Annotated in this window: 15 protein-coding genes; 7 read left to right on the top strand and 8 right to left on the bottom strand. The window is 72.8% G+C overall.

Annotated features, from left to right (window positions below; all coding sequences use genetic code 11):
- Positions 1-11 precede the first annotated feature (11 nt).
- From Val02_RS29760 to Val02_RS29780, 5 genes are read right to left on the bottom strand one after another with little or no spacing between them, the layout of a single operon-like run.
- The gene (locus Val02_RS29760; RefSeq protein ID WP_203902563.1) at positions 12-812 is read right to left on the bottom strand and encodes an ABC transporter ATP-binding protein; all 801 of its coding nucleotides are present in this window, start codon (positions 810-812) and stop codon (positions 12-14) included.
- Positions 809-1,993: an efflux RND transporter periplasmic adaptor subunit gene (locus Val02_RS29765; RefSeq protein WP_239153430.1), complete on the bottom strand. Its 1,185-nt coding sequence runs from the start codon at positions 1,991-1,993 to the stop codon at positions 809-811. The genes Val02_RS29760 and Val02_RS29765 overlap by 4 nt, the downstream gene beginning before the upstream one ends.
- Positions 1,987-3,471 (bottom strand): sensor histidine kinase, encoded by a 1,485-nt coding sequence (locus Val02_RS29770; protein ID WP_203902564.1) that lies wholly within the window; start codon positions 3,469-3,471, stop codon positions 1,987-1,989. Before Val02_RS29770 ends, Val02_RS29765 begins: the two co-directional genes overlap by 7 nt.
- On the bottom strand, positions 3,471-4,178 hold the full coding sequence (locus Val02_RS29775) for a response regulator transcription factor (RefSeq protein WP_203902565.1): 708 nt from the start codon (positions 4,176-4,178) through the stop codon (positions 3,471-3,473). Before Val02_RS29775 ends, Val02_RS29770 begins: the two co-directional genes overlap by 1 nt.
- A complete protein-coding gene (locus tag Val02_RS29780; protein WP_203902566.1) occupies positions 4,168-5,388 on the bottom strand; it encodes an efflux RND transporter periplasmic adaptor subunit in 1,221 nt (406 codons plus the stop codon). The genes Val02_RS29775 and Val02_RS29780 overlap by 11 nt, the downstream gene beginning before the upstream one ends.
- A gap of 161 nt (positions 5,389-5,549) precedes the next feature.
- On the opposite strand from Val02_RS29780, the gene Val02_RS29785 reads away from it, so the two are divergent.
- Both Val02_RS29785 and Val02_RS29790 read left to right on the top strand, forming a co-directional pair.
- Positions 5,550-6,110 (top strand): hypothetical protein, encoded by a 561-nt coding sequence (locus Val02_RS29785; protein WP_203902567.1) that lies wholly within the window; start codon positions 5,550-5,552, stop codon positions 6,108-6,110.
- 196 nt (positions 6,111-6,306) lie between these two features.
- The gene (locus Val02_RS29790; protein WP_203902568.1) at positions 6,307-6,852 is read left to right on the top strand and encodes a hypothetical protein; all 546 of its coding nucleotides are present in this window, start codon (positions 6,307-6,309) and stop codon (positions 6,850-6,852) included.
- A 60-nt stretch (positions 6,853-6,912) separates the two neighbouring features.
- Here the strand turns inward: Val02_RS29790 and Val02_RS29795 are convergent, their stop codons facing one another.
- The gene (locus Val02_RS29795; protein WP_203902569.1) at positions 6,913-7,959 is read right to left on the bottom strand and encodes an extracellular solute-binding protein; all 1,047 of its coding nucleotides are present in this window, start codon (positions 7,957-7,959) and stop codon (positions 6,913-6,915) included.
- A 217-nt stretch (positions 7,960-8,176) separates the two neighbouring features.
- Between Val02_RS29795 and Val02_RS29800 the strand changes: the two genes are divergently transcribed.
- On the top strand, positions 8,177-9,754 hold the full coding sequence (locus Val02_RS29800) for a methyl-accepting chemotaxis protein (protein WP_203902570.1): 1,578 nt from the start codon (positions 8,177-8,179) through the stop codon (positions 9,752-9,754).
- Between the two features lie 24 nt (positions 9,755-9,778).
- Here the strand turns inward: Val02_RS29800 and Val02_RS29805 are convergent, their stop codons facing one another.
- Complete coding sequence (locus tag Val02_RS29805) at positions 9,779-10,456, bottom strand: hypothetical protein (protein ID WP_203902571.1); 678 nt, start codon at positions 10,454-10,456, stop codon at positions 9,779-9,781.
- Positions 10,457-10,692: 236 nt separating this feature from the next.
- On the opposite strand from Val02_RS29805, the gene Val02_RS29810 reads away from it, so the two are divergent.
- The 4 genes from Val02_RS29810 (at position 10,693) to Val02_RS29825 (ending at position 14,260) form a co-directional block, all read left to right on the top strand.
- Positions 10,693-11,322: an alpha-ketoglutarate-dependent dioxygenase AlkB gene (locus Val02_RS29810; protein ID WP_203902572.1), complete on the top strand. Its 630-nt coding sequence runs from the start codon at positions 10,693-10,695 to the stop codon at positions 11,320-11,322.
- Between the two features lie 84 nt (positions 11,323-11,406).
- Entirely contained in the window at positions 11,407-11,943 is a 537-nt protein-coding gene (locus tag Val02_RS29815) for a hypothetical protein (protein ID WP_203902573.1), read from the top strand.
- Positions 11,943-13,010, top strand: a complete 1,068-nt coding sequence (locus tag Val02_RS29820; RefSeq protein WP_203902574.1) for a peptidoglycan-binding protein — start codon at positions 11,943-11,945, stop codon at positions 13,008-13,010. The genes Val02_RS29815 and Val02_RS29820 overlap by 1 nt, the downstream gene beginning before the upstream one ends.
- A gap of 107 nt (positions 13,011-13,117) precedes the next feature.
- Positions 13,118-14,260 carry an ABC transporter permease gene (locus Val02_RS29825; protein ID WP_203902615.1) on the top strand — a complete coding sequence of 381 codons (1,143 nt, stop codon included), beginning with the start codon at positions 13,118-13,120 and terminating at the stop codon, positions 14,258-14,260.
- A 14-nt stretch (positions 14,261-14,274) separates the two neighbouring features.
- Here Val02_RS29825 and Val02_RS29830 read toward each other — a convergent pair whose 3' ends face one another.
- Positions 14,275-16,089 (bottom strand): PAS domain-containing protein, encoded by a 1,815-nt coding sequence (locus tag Val02_RS29830; RefSeq protein ID WP_203902575.1) that lies wholly within the window; start codon positions 16,087-16,089, stop codon positions 14,275-14,277.
- Positions 16,090-16,110: the final 21 nt, after the last annotated feature.

The raw sequence follows: 16,110 nt of genomic DNA on the forward strand, positions 1-16,110 counted from the left end.
CGGGCGTCCGCTCATCGGGGTCCCCACAGGTAGTCGTCGACCTCGGAGCGCCCGCCGGGCTCCGCCGGGACGGCGTGCCGGCCCGCCGCCACCGGCGCCGGAGCGAGGTGGTCGCCGACAGGCCGTTGCCGCACGTCGCTCACGATGTCGCCGTCGACCAGGCGGATCACCCGCCGGGCCCGGTCGGCGACGTCGTTCTCGTGCGTGATGAGCACGATCGTGCGGCCGGTGCGGTTGAGCCGGTCCAGCACGTCGAGCACGTCCTCCGTCGAACGCGAGTCGAGGTTGCCGGTCGGTTCGTCGGCGAGCACCAGCGCCGGCGCCGTCACGAGGGCCCGCGCGACGGCCACCCGCTGCTGCTGGCCGCCGGAGAGCTGGTTCGGCTCATGGCCGGCGCGTTCGGACAGGCCCACGACCGCCAGGGCCGCGCGGGCGCGGCGACGGCGCTCGGCCGCCTTGACGCCGGCGTAGGCCAGGGGAAGCTCCACATTGGACAGTGCCGTGGTGCGCGGGATCAGGTTGAACGACTGGAACACGAAGCCGATCCGCCGGTTGCGCACCAGGGCGAGCTGCCTGTCGTTGAGCCGGCTCACGTCGACGCCGTCGAGCAGGTAGGTGCCCGAGGAGGGGACGTCGAGGCAGCCGAGGATGTTCATCAGCGTCGACTTGCCCGAGCCGGAGGAACCCATGACGGCCACGTAGTCGCCGCGCTCCACCCGCAGCGAGACGCCGCGCAGCGCGTGCACGGTCGTCTCGCCCTCGCCGTAGACCTTCTTGACGCCTCGCACGTCGAGAACCGGGTGGTTGCTCACCGGCCGCCACCGCCGCCGGGGATCTGCCCGCCGCCGCCCGGGAACTGGCCGCCGCCCGGGCCGCCCTGCTGGTTGCCGGTGCCCGAGGTGCTGGTCGTCGTCGGCGCGATGACCAGCGTCTCGCCCTCGGTGACGCCGGATCTGATCTCGACGAACGAGTCGCCCTCCACACCGACCTGCACCGTGCGCGTCTCGGTGCCGCCGTTCGCCGCCTTGACCTGCACGGTGCGCTGGCCGCCGGCGGACCGCACCGCTGCCGTGGGCACCCGCAGCACGTCGGCGACCTCCGCGACGGTCACCCGCACGGTGGCGCTCTGCCCGATCCGCGCGCCCGTCGGCACACTGTCCAATGTGGACACCACGGCGTAGGTGTTGACGTTGTTGGACGTCGTCGCCGTCGGCGCGATCGTGGTGATCTTCGCGTCGGCGCGGGCGCCGCTGAGCGCGCTCCACGTGACGGCCGCGGCCTGGCCGACCTTCAGCCGGGTCGCGTCGGCCTCGGCGAACGCCGCCGACACCTGCAGCTTCGACAGGTCCGCGAGCGTGATGAAGCCGGAGCCGGAGCTACCGCTGGCGGACGACGAACTGCCGCCGCTGGAACCCGATCCCGACGTTCCCGTGGAAGAGGAGGTGGAGGAGCTGGACGAACCGACCGCGCCGTTGACCGCGATCACTGTGCCCGCGATGGGCGCCGTGAGAACCGTGCCCGCGACGGCCCGCTGCGCCGTCTCCACCGCCGTGTTCGCCTGCGTCACCTGCGCGCTGATCGACGCGACCGTCGCCGCGTCCGAACCGTTGCCCTGCGCGCGGGCCAGGCTCTGCTGCGCGGCCGTCAGGTTCGCCCTGGCGGTCGCCAGCTGCCCGTTGGCGGCGGCCGGGTCGACCTTCGCCAGCTGCTGGCCCGCCGTCACCGCGTCGCCCACCTTCACCGAGATCTCGGTGACGGTGCCGGCGGTGACGAAGTTCGCGGCGGCGGTCGTTCCACTTTGGACGGTGCCGGTGGCCGACACCGTGGCCGACACCGCGCCGCGGGTCACCGTGACCGACCGCTGCTGCCCGCCCGTGCCGGCGGCGGTGTCCCCGCCCCACACCACGTGATAGGCCCACCCGCCGCCGGCCAGCACCAGCAACACCAGGGCGGCATTGACGGCCACCGCCGGCCGCCACCACCTCTTCAGCACGGAGACTCCTTCGTAGGACTACTGATGGGAAGCAGCACGCGGAACCGCGCACCCCGGCCGGGGGCGGTCCACAGTTCGACCCGGCCGCCGTGCTTGCGCACGATCGAGGCCACGATGGACAGTCCGAGACCCGCCCCGCCGTGCCGCCGCGAACGGCTCGGATCCGCCCGGAACAGCCGCTCGAACGCGCGCACGGCGTCCCGGTGCGCCATGCCCGGCCCGGTGTCGGCGACCTCCACGGCGGCGGTCGGGGTGCCCGGCGCGAGCAGTTCGCCGACCGACACCAGCGGCGGCTCGCCGGACCCGGGCGGCCGGCCCACCCGCACCGCCACGCGGGCGTGCTCCGGCGTGTGCTGCAGGGCGTTCGCGACGAGGTTCGTCACCACCTGGCGCACCCGGTCCGCGTCGGCGAGCACCGTCAGCGCCTCGAACGTGTCCGAGCGTTCGTCCAATGCGGACAGTCCGACCACCCGCGTGGGCATGCGGATGCTGGCGTCGCGCACCGCGTCGGCGGCGATCTCCAGCAGGTCGACGGGACGGCGGTGCAGCGGGCGTTCCTCGTCGAGCCGGGCCAGCGTCATCAGGTCCGTCACGAGCAGGCGCATGCGGGCCGCCTCGCTCTCGATGCGGTACATCGCCTCGTCGACGTCCTGCCGGCTGCGCATCCCGCCGCGCAGGTACAGCTCGGCGAAGCCCTGCAACGTGGTGAGCGGGGTGCGCAGTTCGTGCGCCGCGTCGGCCAGGAACCGCCGCAGCCGCTGCTCGGAGGCGGCCTGCTCGTCGACGGCCTCCTCGATGCGGCCCAGCATCATGTTCAGCGCCGTGCCGAGCCGCCCGGCCTCGGTGTGCGGGTCGGCGTCGGTCACCCGGCGGGACAGGTCGCCGCCGGCGATCTCCGCGGCGGTGCGTTCCATCCGGGTGAGCGGCCGCAGGCCGACCCGCACCACGGATGCCGCCGCCACGCCCATGAGCAGCAGCACCAGCGCGGCGACGGCGGCGTTGGCGAGCAGCAGTTCGTCGCCGGTGGAGGTGACCTCCGAAAGTGACACGGCGAGGGCCACGTAACCGTCGCCGTTCTTCTCCGCCGCGACCTTCACCCGCCACGAGCCGTCGGCGGTGTCCACTGTGTACGGACGGCCGTCGGTGCCGTGCAGCACGATCTGCGCGGGCGTGCCGAGCGGCAACGGTTCCGGCTCGGCGTCGACGCGGTTGCCGGTGGCGTCGAAGCGGTACATCCGCGAGGACGGGCCGAAGGTGGGCGTTCCCTTGGTGTCCTGGCGTTCCGGCGGCGGGGGGAGACGGGCGGCGATGCCGCGCACCTGGGCGTGCAGCTGCCCGTCGATCCGGTTCGTCAGGTAGGTGCGCAGGAGCACGACGCCGGCCGTGTTGGTGACGATGAGCGCCACCGTGCCGAGCGCGGTGATCCAGACGACCATCCGGGCCCGCACCGTCCACTGGCGCCACGGGCGCGGGCGCATCACGTCTCCCCGTCGCGCGGCAACCGTAGGGCGTAGCCGACCCCGCGCACCGTGTGGATCAGCGGCGGGCCGTCGCGGTCGATCTTCTTGCGCAGGTAGTACACGTAGGACTCCACGATCCGGCCGTCGCCGCCGAAGTCGTAGCGCCACACCCGATCCAGGATCTGCGCCTTGCTGACCACCTTGCCGGCGTTGACGAGCAGGTACCGCAGCAGGTTGAACTCCGTCGGCGACAGCTCGATCCGGCGACCCGCCCGGCGGGCTTCGTGGGCGTCCTCGTCCAGTTCCAGATCGGCATAGGCGAGCGGCCCGCCCACCTCCGGAACGCCCTCGCCCAGGCTGCGCCGCAGGATCGCCCGGATCCGCAGCACCAGCTCCTCCAGCGAGAACGGCTTCGTCACGTAGTCGTCCGCACCCACCGTCAGCCCGGAGATGCGGTCCTCGACGGCATCGCGCGCGGTGAGGAACAGCACCGGCACCGGCCGGCCGGCCCGCAGCTTCCCGGCGAGCTGGAAGCCGTCCATGTCCGGCATCATCACGTCCAGCACCACCAGGTCCGGCACGAACTCCGCCGCCGTCAGCAGCGCCTGGTGTCCGCCCGAGGCGGTGCGCACCTCGAACCCGGTCAGCCGCAACGTCTGGGACAGCAGCGCGCAGATGTTCGCCTCGTCGTCGACGACGAGTACCTTCGGGTTTCTACCGGCCATTGACCAGCACCTCGTCTCCCGCCTGGAGACCCGACCGGATCTCGGTGGACACGTCCCCGCGCAGCCCGATCCCGACGGTGCGGCGCTCGTCGCGCCCGTTCGCGCGCACGGTCACCGTGCCGTCCGCGCCGACCGCCGTCGTCGGGACGTACAGGACGTCGGTGACCCGCTTCGTGATCACGGCCACCGTGGCGCTCTGCCCGAACAGCAGCCCCTCCGGCGGCGCGTCGAACGTCATCAGCGCCGCGTAGCGGACCAGGCGGTTCGACGTGGTGCCGGCGGGGTCGATCTGCAGCACGGCGCCGGTGAGCGGTTCGCCCGCGCGGTCCGGCAGGGTGATGCGCACTTGCTGCGCCACCGCGAGGTCGGCCACCTCGGCCTCGGTGAACTGCGCCCGCACCGCGATGTCGTTCGTGCCGGCCAGCACGATGAAGTCGCTGTTGGCGTTGGCGTTGCCGCCCGTGGTGCCGGCGACCGACAGCACGCGGCCGTCGACCGGTGCGGTGATGACGGTGCCGGCGAGCTTCGTCCTCGCCTGGTCCAGCGCCAGTTCGGCGTTGTTCAGCTGCTGCTGCGCGGAGAGCAGCGGATCGCTGGAGGAGTTGCCGCCACCCCGGCTGGTGGTGCCGCCCGTGCCGGTGGTGGCGCAGCCCGTGGCGCTCGTGCCGCGCGACGGGGCCGTGGATGCCGCGCGGGACGGGGCCGGGCTGTGGGTCGCCGACGGGCTCGGCGACGGGGACGCCGACGCCGACTCACCCGGGGAGACAGACGAGTAGGCGGCCGGCGCCGCGCACGTGGTGGATCCCGAGGAGGACGACGAGGCCTTGTCGACGGCCTCCCGCGCACTGTCCACAGTGGACTGTGCGGCTTCGACCTCTTCCTTGACGGCCGCGTCGTCGATGCGGGCGAGCACCGCGCCGGCCCGCACCTGGTCGCCGGCGCGCACGTGGAGTTCGGTGACGGCGGCGGAGGCGGTGAACCGCAGCTTGCGGCTCTCCAGCGGCTCCACCGCACCGGTCGCCGAGACGGTCAGGTCGACCGTGCCGCGCTGCACCTTCGCCGTCGTGCTTGCCTTCTGCGCCGCGCCGCCGTCCCCGGACAGCGCGTACGCGGTGCCCGCGGCGCCCGCCACGAGCACGACCACGGCCGTCCCGGACAGCACCCTGCTCCGGCGGGAACCCCGCACCCGCCGCCACCCGCCGAGCTTCATGACGACGGAGTGTGGTGGTAGTGGCTCCCCGGAACCTCGATACAACCTCGACGCCACCTCAGAGCCCGCTCCGAGGTTCCTCCGAGGTTGTGCCTACGGGCCGTTGAGGTTGACCGGCTTGACTGCGCCGTGCCTATCGACCAGGACGAACGGAGTCTCCGATGCGCAACCGCCTGCTCCCGCTCGCGGCCCTGACCCTCGCGTTCGCCGCCCTCACGGCGTGCGGCGGCGGCGACGACCAGCCGTCCGCGGCCGGCTCCGCGGCTCCGGGCGGGGAGTACGCCGCCTGCCTGCGCCAGAACGGGGTCGACCTTCCGGAGGGCTGGGGCGGCGCCGGAAACCGCTCCGGCGGCCCGCGCCCGTCCGGTGACGCCCGCCCGTCCGGTGACGCCCGCCCGTCCGGCGGCGCCCGTCCGAGCGGTGCGCCCGGTGGCGGTGGCCCCGGCGGCGGTGGGTTCGGCAACAATCCGCCCGCGGGAGTCGACGCCGAGACCTGGCAGAAGGCCCAGCAGGCCTGCGCCGGCCTGCGCCCCTCCGGCGGCCCGGGCGGCGGCTTCCCCGGCGGCGGCAACGACGGCGCCTCGGCCGCCTACCGGACGTGCCTGTCCGACCACGGCGTCACGCCCGAGCAGCTGAACGCGACGGGCGACCCCGCCGTCGCGGCCGCGCTCCAGGCCTGTGCGGCGCTGCGGCCCTCCGCCGGGCCGCGGCCGTCGAGCTGATTCGGTCCTCACGCCCCGTGATTTGAGTCGCGGTAGCTGTTCCGGCTCTGTGCCCTTCCTGTCAGGACGCTGTGCTTGGTTTCACCTCGGTCGCAGCTGTGGGTCGCTGTGGGTTCGGACGTTGCGCTACAGGTCGCGCCCGACCCGCCGACCTCACCTTCGACGGGCCGTACGGCCTCATGAGGAGGAACGCAGCATGACGACGATCAGCGGTGTGTCGGGTGCCTACGCGACACAGCCGGCCCATTGGGCACAGCCGCCGCAGCGCGACCGCCAGGACCCGATGGCCAAGGTGGCGGGCGCGCTCGGCATGACGTCCGAGGAGCTGAAGAACGAGCTGACGGCCGGCAAGAGCCTCAACCAGGTCGCCGAGGCCAAGGGCATCGACCACGACACGCTCGTCGCGGCGATCAAGGAGGGCCTGCCCACCGCCGGCGACGGCTCCCGGAAGGTCGACACGACGCAGCTCGCCGAGAAGATCGCCGCCCAGCAGGGCCCGCCGCCCGGCCGGGGCAGCGGCGGCCCGCCCCCCGGAGGCCCCGCCGGCAACCTGAACGCCCTCACCGACACCGACACCCTCGACAAGCTGAGCAGCCTCCTGGAAACCGACTCCAAGGAGCTGACCGCGACGGTGAAGAGCCCGAAGGACCTGGTGGAGCTGTTCCAGAAGAAGGGCGTCGACGTCTCCGCGCTCCGCGACGTCCTCAACGGGAAGGGCAACCTCGTCGACGTGAGCCTGTGAGCCGCCGCGCCGCGGGGCGAGCCTGCCCGAGGCCGGTGCACGCCACCGCGGGCAGGCTCGTCACTTGAGCCAGTTGGCGAGCTTCGCGGTCACGCTGTCGAAGTTCGCGCCGTACCAGTCGACGTTCTGCACGACCGTCTGACCGGTGTTGACCGGGCCGAAGACCTCGACCAGCTTCGCGTTCGCCGACAGGTTCGGCTGGATGCCCTTGATGATCGGTGCGGTGCCGAGCGCCTCGGAGATGCCGGTGACCGCCGCGGGCGTCACGAGCGTCTCCAGGAACTGCCGGGCGGGTTCCTTCTTCTTCGAGCCCTTCGGCACCGCGAACGCGTTCAGGGCGATCTGGGTCACGTCCCAGATGATGGTGATGCGGATGCCCTCGTTCAGCAGTGGAACGAGCCGCGAGTCGGGAATGATGAACATGTCGATCTGCCCCGTGGCGATCGCCTGCTGGAGATTTCCGAGGTTCGCGGCGAACGTCGTCTGGCTGCGTATGGTGCCCAGCTTGTTCAGCGCGCGGTCGACGTCGAGCGGATAGAGGCTGCTCGGTGCCACGCCGTCGGCGAGCAGCGGGTATTCGAGGATGCCGTTCTGCAGATTGGTGAGGATCGCGCGCTTGCCCGGGAACCGCTGGAGGTCGAAGAAGTCCGCGAGCCGTTTCGGCGCCTTGGCGGGATCCGGGAAGGCGTCGGTGCGATAGGCGACCGGGTTGGCGTTGAACCAGTTGCCGACGTAGCACTTGCCGATCGTTCCCTCGACGAGCTTGCTCCGGTCGACCGCGGACAGGTCGAGCGGCTCGAAGAGGGTGCCGCAGCCCTGGATGGCGGCGGCCGGCGGGACCGCGATCACGTCCCACTTCACCGCCTTGTTCTCCACCTGGGTCCGGACCTTCGCCAGGTCGGGCGGCGAGGTGTTGACGAAGGTGATGTTCGGCCGGTCCGCCGTGTACGGCTTCTGGTAGCGGTCGATCATCGCCTGCTGGCCGGCACCGCCGTAGGCGGCGAAGACCAGGGTGACGCTGGTGCTGTCCGCCGCTTCGGACTGGGTGGCGCAACCGGCGAGCAACACCACGCCGAGGACAGCGAACGCGCGTCGAATGCGGTGCACCGCTCTCACCCCCTCGTAGTCACGGTAAGTTGCGCGAGGGTTTCATGGCGTGATGTTCGGGTAACCCGAGGAAGTCTCCCGACTCCGGAGCGGCATATCCGGCCGGGCCACATAATCCTCCTATCGTCGACCGGCCAGCGGTTTCGCCGGCCTGCACAACGGCTGCTCGGGGGATGCCATGTCGGTTCTGCGTCGTTGGCGGATCACTGTCCGGATCATGGCCATGGTCGGGGTGAGCCTGGTCCTGTTCGCCATCATGTTGGGTACCGCCGTGAACGGCTTCGCGCAGCAACGTGCGGCCACCGGCCGGGTGGCGTCGGGGCTGTCGCTCGTGCGGCTGGCGATGGAGACGAAGTTCCGCACCGCCGACCTTTCGGCCTGGCAGACCGGATACGCGTGGGACTTCACCCGCGGCGTTCCGAACGCGGCGATGGACAACGTCGGGCGGCGCAAGCAGTTCGTCGACTCCGCCGCGGCGCTGCGGGACGCCTACGTGGACCTGGCGAACTCCGACCTCACCGCGCAGGACCGCCAGGCGCTCGCCGCGGCGGCGGAGCAGTTCGAGAAGTTCATGGCGATCGACGGCCGGGTCGTCGCCGGCTACCGTGCCGGCACCCCGGCCATGGTCGCCAAGTCGAACGAACTCGCGTCCAAGGAGTCCCTGGAGGCGTTCGCCGCGGCAAAGGACTCCACCGAGAAGCTCGCCGACCTGATCGGCGACCGGGGGCAGGCCATCTCCCAGGCGGCCGCGCGCAACGCCGACCGGCAGCGCAACGTCGCCTGGGCGGTGGGCATCCTCGGCCTGCTGGTGGGCATGGTGAGCGCGGTGGTGATCGTGCGCAGTATCGCGGCGCCGATGCACGCACTGCGGGTTCGCCTGGTCGACATCGCCGACGGCGAGGGCGACCTGACCGCCCGCCTGGTCGAGGCCGGCCGGGACGAACTGGCGGTCGTCGCGGCGGCGTTCAACCGCTTCGCGGCCCGGTTGGCCGACGCGATGCGGGCGGTCGACGAGCGCGCGAACCGGATCGCGGCGAAGTCGGAGAACCTGATCAGCGTGTCGGTGGTGTTGGCGGGCTCGGCCCGGGAGTCCGCGGAAGCGGCCGGCGGCGCGGGAGAGTCCGCGGCCGACGTCTCGCGCAACGTGCAGGCGATGGCCACCGGCACGGAGCAGATGGGCGCCTCGATCAACGAGATCGCGAAGAGTTCCAGCGAGGCGGTGCGGGTGACCGCCGAGGCGGTCGAGCTGAGCCTGCGGGTCGGTGGCGCCGTCGAGAAGCTGCGCGTGGCCGGTGAGCAGATCAGCGAGTTCGCGAAGGTCATCAGCGGGATCGCGGAGCAGACGAACCTGTTGGCGCTGAACGCGACGATCGAGTCGGCGCGCGCCGGTGAGCTGGGCAAGGGATTCGCGGTGGTGGCCGGCGAGGTGAAGGAACTGGCCCAGGAGACCGCGCGCGCGACGGAGGACATCTCGGCGCGCATCGCGGCGATCCAGGACGGCACGTCGGAAGCCGTCGGCGCGATCCAACAGGTGACCGAGGTGATCAATCGCGTGAACGACCTCCAGGCGGTGATCGCCTCGGCCGTCGACGAGCAGACGGCGACAACGGCCGAGATCGGGCGCAGCATCACGGAGGCGGCGGCGGTCAGCGGCCGGATCGCCGAGGACGTGGGCGCGGTCGCCGGGAGCGCCCAGACGACGAGCGGCCGGATCGCCGACATCAGCACGGCCGCGGACGAGTTGGCGGTCGTGTCCGGAGACCTGCGGGCGGTGGTCGGCAGGTTCAGGTACTGACCGCTCCGTGGCGCCGCCCGCGGATCAGCCGGTCACGCCCAGCCGGAACGCGGCGACAGCGGCCGGCGACGCGGGATCGGCCATTCCCTCCCGCAACCGCCGCAGCACCGGCACCGGCAGTTCACCGGTCAGCTGGCACAACGCGGGGAACAGGTCGAGCACCTGCTTGTCGCCGAGCGCGCCGACCGCCTCGACCAGCCCGTCGGCGGCGAGCGGTTCCTTGAGCAGCGCCGCGCAGATGGACCGGCGCCAGCCGGGGTCGGCGACGTGGCCGGCGAGTTCGGTCCGGATGCGGCCGGTGAGGATGCGCACGAGCCGCATCCGGACCCGCCGCCCGTGCCGGGCCGAGGTGCCGGCGGTGCGCACCGGAACGCCCAGTTCCAGGCCGAGCTCGGTGAGCGTGATCTCGGGCAGCCCCTCGGCGCAGCCGGCGCAGCGCGGCCGGTACAGGTCGTCGTGCCCGGCCGCGGCGGCCACGGGCAGCTGGCAGTGCTCGCCCTCCGGCCCGTTCGCGACGGAGCACACCGGGTCGACGATCACCTCGGCGAGGATGCCCTGCTGGTCGAAGCGGCCCACGCCGAAGAAGTCGTCGGAGGCCAGCGCGTAGCCGGCCCAGGCGGATTCCTCGGCGGTGTAGCCGTCGCGCTCGAAGTAGACCGTCGGGGTCCAGCCGTCGGGGCGCAACTGGATCAGTCGGAACATCGTGGTGCCCTTCTCAGTTTCTGGTCAAGGCACGGTATGGAAATGCACAGGCCCCGGCTGAGATCCGGCCGGTTCGGCTTCCCGCACCCGTCCGGCACCCGAGTGGCACCCGTTCGGACGACGCTTCGAACACGTGTTCGGTAGACTCGGAGCATGAGTGGACGCTTGCGGGAACGAATAGTGGGCACTGTGTGCTACGCGTCTCGTGGCGCCGGTGAGCGCAGCGAGGCGGCGTCATGAGCGTCGCGCACCAGCCGTCCATGTTCGACCTGTCCGACGAGCCCGCCCTCGGGCCGCTGACCGGCCGCTTCGCCCGCCGGCACCTGGACGGCGGCGCGTGGGTCGACTTCCTGCCCGGCTGGGTCACCGGTGGCGACGAGGTGCTGTCGGCGCTGCTGCACGAGGTCGACTGGCGGGCCGACCGGCGCCAGATGTACGACCGCGAGGTCGACGTGCCGCGGCTGCTGCGCTGGTACGCGGGTCATGAGACGCTGCCGCACCCGCTGCTGAGCGACGCGCGCGAGCGGCTGTCCGCGCACTACGGGCCTGAGCTGGGAGAGCCGTTCGTGACGGCCGGCATGTGCCTGTACCGGGACGGCCGGGACAGCGTGGCCTGGCACGGCGACACGCTCGGGCGTTCGGCCACGGAGGACACGATGGTGGCGATCGTGTCGTTCGGCTCGGCGCGAAATCTCATGCTCCGGCCGCGGGGCGGCGGCGAGAGCCTGCGCTTCCCGCTCGGGCACGGGGACCTGATCGTGATGGGCGGTTCGTGCCAGCGCACCTGGGAGCACGCGATCCCCAAGACGGCACGTCAGGTGGGTCCGCGGGTCAGTGTCCAGTTCCGCCCGACCGGTGTCGCCTGAGGCCCCTTTACCCGATTGCCCGTCAGGGTTGCGTCAGGAGATCGTTCACGGTCTCCTGACGGCTCCGCCGCGATGCTTTCCGGCGTGATTCTCAGAGGAAGAGCGCTGGTGGCGCTGGCCCTGCTGCTCGCCACCGCCGCCTGCGGGAGCAACGACGCCAAGGCCGCGGAGGACGACCCGGCCGCCTGGAAGGCGTACGACGCCAAGATGGCCACCTGGGTGGAGTGCCTCAAGACCAACGGCCTCACCGAGGTGCGCTACCGCGGCCACAGCACCTCCGTCATGAACCCGAAGATGGAGCTGGAGGGCGTCCCCGCCGAGGTGTACAACAGCCACGCCGCCTGGGAGAAGTGCCGGCCACAGCAGCCGACCGACACCGACCGCCCGGTGCCGTTCCTGAGCAACGAGCTGTCGCCCGAGGTCCTCCAGGAGGAGCGCGCGATCGCGAAGTGCATCCGCGGCAAGGGTTTCCCGGACTACCCGGACCCGGAGGCGAAGCCGGACCCGAGCAGGTCCCCCTCCCGGTACGACAACGCGAAGGAGAACCCGATCCCCGGACTCGACCAGGCGTGGAAGGACTGCCGCAAGGAGCTGGGCCTGAAAAGCGTGGACGGCGGCTGATGTCCGTCGCCCGACGGGTGTCGTTCGCCCTGGTCGCGGCCGCCGTCGTGGGCGGCGCCGCGGCCGCGGCGTTCGGCGTCGGAGGTGGTTCGGCCGATCCGGGGGAACGTCCTTCAGCGGCACAGACCACCACCGTCACCCGACGGACGCTGGTCGACCAGACGAAGGTGCCGGCGAAGGTGGCCTACGGCAACGCGGCGCCGGTGGTCTCCCAGGCGGCCGGCACGGTCACCTGGCTGCCGGCGCCCGGCACGGTCGTCTCCCGCGGGCAGCCGCTGCTGCGCGCCGACGACCAGCCGGTGGTCCTGCTGTACGGTGCCCTGCCGATGTACCGCCAGCTGACGGCCGGCGCCAAGGGCGAGGACGTCAAGCAGTTCGCGCAGAACCTGAAAGCGTTGGGCTACAGCGGTTTCCCGGTCGGCACGGAGTACACCGAGGCGACCGCGACGGCCGTGAAGCGGTGGCAGAAGGCGTTGAAGCGCACGGAGACCGGCAGCGTCGAGGTCGCCGACGTCATCTACGCCGAGACCGAACTGCGCGTCGCCGCCCAGTCGGTACGCGTCGGCGCGAAGGCGGCCGGCGCGGTGCTGACGGCGACCGGGACCGGCCGGGTCGTGATGGCCGACGTACCCAGGCCGGACGAACGCCTCGCCAAGCCCCGCAACGCCGTCACGGTGATCCTGCCCGACGGGAAGGAACTCGCCGGCGAGGTCTCCACCGTGGGCACCGGCGCCGAGCCGTCCACAGTGGAGGGTCAGCAGCCGCCGCAGAACCAGGGCGGCGGCGAGACGATCCCGATCGTGGTGACCGTCAAGGATCAGGGCGCGCTGCCGGCCGACCCGGACGCGCGGGTGACCGTGAAGTACGTCGCCGAGACGCGCGCCGACGTGCTGACCGTTCCGGTGCAGGCGCTGCTCGCCCTCGGGGACGGCGGCTTCGGCCTCGAACTGCGCGACGGCGGCACCCGCCGGGTGGTGCCGGTGCGCACCGGCCTGTTCGCCGACGGCCAGGTCGAGGTCACCGGCGACGGCATCGCCGAGGGCGTGACGGTCGGGGTGGCCGCGTGAGCCCCACGACGGAGTCCGCGCCACGGCAACGGGTGCGCCGGCGGAACGGCGCGCGGCCGCCCCTACGACCGGCGCGGTTGCGGCCGGCGGACGTGCTGCGGGTCGGGATGTCCGGCCTGCGGGCCAGGCGGCTGCGGGTCTTCCTCTCGGCGCTCGGCATCACGATCGGCATCGCCGCGATGATCGGCGTCGTCGGCATCTCCGCGTCGAGCCGCGCCGACCTCGACCGCCAGCTGTCCCGGATGGGCACGAACATGCTGACCGCCGCGCCGACCGAGGGCCGTGCCGGCGGGGAGGCGAAGCTGCCCGAGACGGCGGTGCCGATGGTGGCGCGCCTCGACACGGTGGAGTCGGTGTCGGCCGTCGGCCTCGTGGCGCGCACGCCGGTCTACCGCAACGAACACATCCCCGCCGTCGAGACGGGCGGCATGAGCGTCTACGCCGCCCGGCTGGACCTGTTGGCGACGTTGCGCGTCGGCATGACGGCCGGCCACTGGCTGACCGAACCGGGCGTGCGCTTCCCGACCGTCGTGCTGGGCGCGGAGGCGGCCCGCATCCTGGGCCTCGACGCCGTCGACGTGGACACCCAGGTGGTGCTCGGCGGGCAGCGGTTCACCGTGGTGGGCATCGCGGCGCGCACGATGCTGGCGCCGGAGCTGGACGTGGCGGCGTTCGTGGGCTGGTCGACCGCGCGCGAACGGCTCGGCTTCGACGGCCACCCGACCGGCGTCTACGTGCGGGTCCGGCCGGACGCGGTGACGTCGACCCGTTCGCTCCTGGGCCGGACGATCAGCCCTGCGGCGCCGTACGAGGTGAAGGTGACCCGCCCGTCGGACCTGCTGGCGGCGCGGGCCGCGACGGACCGCACGTTCCAGGGGCTGATGCTGGGCCTCGGCGCGGTGGCGCTCCTGGTCGGCGGCATCGGCGTCGCCAACACGATGGTGATCTCCGTGCTCGAACGCCGTGCCGAGATCGGCCTGCGCCGCGCGCTCGGCGCCACGAAGGGGCAGGTGCGGCTGCAGTTCCTGGTCGAGTCGCTGCTCCTGTCCGGGCTGGGCGGGCTCGGCGGCGTCCTGTGCGGCGTGCTCGCCACGGCCGGCTACGCGTCCACGCGGGACTGGACGGCGGTGGTCCCCGCCTGGGCCACGGCCGGCGGCCTCGCCGCGACACTCGCGATCGGCGCGATAGCCGGCCTCTACCCCGCGGTGCGAGCCGCGAGGCAACCCCCCACGCAGGCCCTCACCGGCTGACCCGCGCGAGGGGCCTAGCGGCCGGTGAACTTGCGGTTGGCGCTCTGCCGGTTCTGGTCCGCGGGTAACCCCTGCAGGGCGCGCCTTGTCGCCTCGGCCTCCCGGGCCCGGCGTTCGGTGATGTCGTGCAGGGTCAGCACGTAACCGCGGACCATCCGGTCGTGGCGCAGGTCGCGAAAGCTCACCTCGACCGTGGCCCGCGTCCCGTCGGAACGGCGCAGGTGCCACACGTCCAGCACGTCGCCGGAGTCGTGCGCCTGCGCGGCCCGCTCGAGCGTGTGCGCGATCTGCCCGTGGTCGTCGGGGTGCGCGACGTCCCGCAGGAACCCGGAGACCGGCGGCTCCACGCCCAGGACCCGCCGCATCGACGGGCTCGCGTAGCGGACCCGCTCGTCGGGGTCGACGATCAGCACGACGTCGGCCGTCTGGCGCACGACGGTGCGCAGGTAGCGCTCGGTGTCGCGGCGGTTGATCGCGTCGGTGAGCGCGATGCGTTCGAGGGCGAGCGCGGCCTGGCCGGCCAGTACCTCGATCGCGTCGTGGGCGACCGCGAGCACGCGCGGGTCGGCGGCCACGCACCACTGCAGGGCATCCGCGGAGCGCGGCGGCGGGACCGAGTCGCGTTGCCGGGGGACCGGCAGGACGGCGTCGGGCGCCAGCACCAGCGCGGCGACCACCGCCTCGGTGTGCTCGCCGAGCTGCTGTCGCACCTCCTCGGGCAGCCCGTCGACCGGCACGGTGCGCACCGTGTGCTCCTGCGCCCCGGAGCCCAACGGGGCGAACGCCGACGCGTACGACGTTCCCCCGGGAAAGACGGCACCGGCGGCGGCGGTGAGGGCGGCGGTGACCTCGGCCCGGTCGGCGGCCGCGACCAGGGAGGCGCACGCCTGCCGCAGGCCCCGCTCCCGGGCGACCGCCTGCCGGTATCGGCCGATGGCGTCCAGGAGCTGGGTGAAGACGAGCAGGTAGAGCAGCGCGGAGACGACGGCGATGAGCTGCCCGTCGACCAGCCGCCCGGACGTCGACTGGACGAACAGCGTCACCGACGGCAACAGCAGCGACACGACCAGCAGCACCATCGAACGGCCCGGCAACCGCGTCGGCCGCGAACCCACCGGCCGGGTCAGGTCCCGCATCGACGGGTGCAGCGCGGCGGCCCCCCACGACGCGTAGAACGCCAGGTAGGCCAGCTCGGCCGGACCGCCGGTGTCCCAGCCGAGGCCGGCGATCCCGCGAACCGCCCACGCGCCGTCGCCGACGAGGAAGCCGCACGCGCCGGCGACCATCAGCGCCAGCGACCACGAGCCGCGTGCGGCGATCAGCAGCCGCGCGGTGACGATCAGCACGACCAGGTCGCCGACGAGGAAGAGCGCCATCCCGGACTGCGCGCCCTCGGCCCGCAGCGCCGGGCTGATCAGGAACACCCACACCACCAGCGACACCGCGCAGACGAACATCAGCTCGCCGAGCAGCCGCGACCGGTCGTGCAGGACGACGCTGGCCCCGGTCAGCAGGATCAGCGAGCCGGTCAGCAGCGGGAACATCGCCAGGTAGGCGACCTCGGCCACGACCCCCCACGCCGTGCCGCGCTCCGCGTCGAGCGCGAACGCGCAGTCGCCCACCGCCATCGCCCCGACCGCCCCGGCGGCGAACCACCACGGCAGCCGCTTCGCCGGCCGGTGCCACCGGGTGCCGAGCAGGATCGCCGCGACGGCACCGGCGCCGGTGACCGCCCACAGCACCGCGCTGAACCGCGGCACCAGGACGATGAGGTGCGCGAGTACCGCCGTGCACGCCACGAGGGCGGCGAGGATCCGGCGATACATCATTCCCTTTCCGTCACGCAATCG

Source organism: Virgisporangium aliadipatigenens (assembly GCF_016863615.1).
Taxonomy (GTDB): domain Bacteria; phylum Actinomycetota; class Actinomycetes; order Mycobacteriales; family Micromonosporaceae; genus Virgisporangium; species Virgisporangium aliadipatigenens.

What these genes read in the sequence shown, in the direction of transcription:
- Val02_RS29790 (WP_203902568.1), top strand. Translation starts at nt 6,307, where the DNA reads ATGACGACGATCAGCGGTGTGTCGGGTGCCTACGCGACACAGCCGGCC.
- Val02_RS29825 (WP_203902615.1), top strand. Translation starts at nt 13,118, where the DNA reads ATGTCCGGCCTGCGGGCCAGGCGGCTGCGGGTCTTCCTCTCGGCGCTC.
- Val02_RS29775 (WP_203902565.1), bottom strand. Translation starts at nt 4,178, where the DNA reads ATGGCCGGTAGAAACCCGAAGGTACTCGTCGTCGACGACGAGGCGAAC.
- Val02_RS29785 (WP_203902567.1), top strand. Translation starts at nt 5,550, where the DNA reads ATGCGCAACCGCCTGCTCCCGCTCGCGGCCCTGACCCTCGCGTTCGCC.
- Val02_RS29780 (WP_203902566.1), bottom strand. Translation starts at nt 5,388, where the DNA reads ATGAAGCTCGGCGGGTGGCGGCGGGTGCGGGGTTCCCGCCGGAGCAGG.
- Val02_RS29800 (WP_203902570.1), top strand. Translation starts at nt 8,177, where the DNA reads ATGGCCATGGTCGGGGTGAGCCTGGTCCTGTTCGCCATCATGTTGGGT.
- Val02_RS29770 (WP_203902564.1), bottom strand. Translation starts at nt 3,471, where the DNA reads ATGCGCCCGCGCCCGTGGCGCCAGTGGACGGTGCGGGCCCGGATGGTC.
- Val02_RS29830 (WP_203902575.1), bottom strand. Translation starts at nt 16,089, where the DNA reads ATGATGTATCGCCGGATCCTCGCCGCCCTCGTGGCGTGCACGGCGGTA.
- Val02_RS29805 (WP_203902571.1), bottom strand. Translation starts at nt 10,456, where the DNA reads ATGTTCCGACTGATCCAGTTGCGCCCCGACGGCTGGACCCCGACGGTC.
- Val02_RS29810 (WP_203902572.1), top strand. Translation starts at nt 10,693, where the DNA reads ATGAGCGTCGCGCACCAGCCGTCCATGTTCGACCTGTCCGACGAGCCC.
- Val02_RS29820 (WP_203902574.1), top strand. Translation starts at nt 11,943, where the DNA reads ATGTCCGTCGCCCGACGGGTGTCGTTCGCCCTGGTCGCGGCCGCCGTC.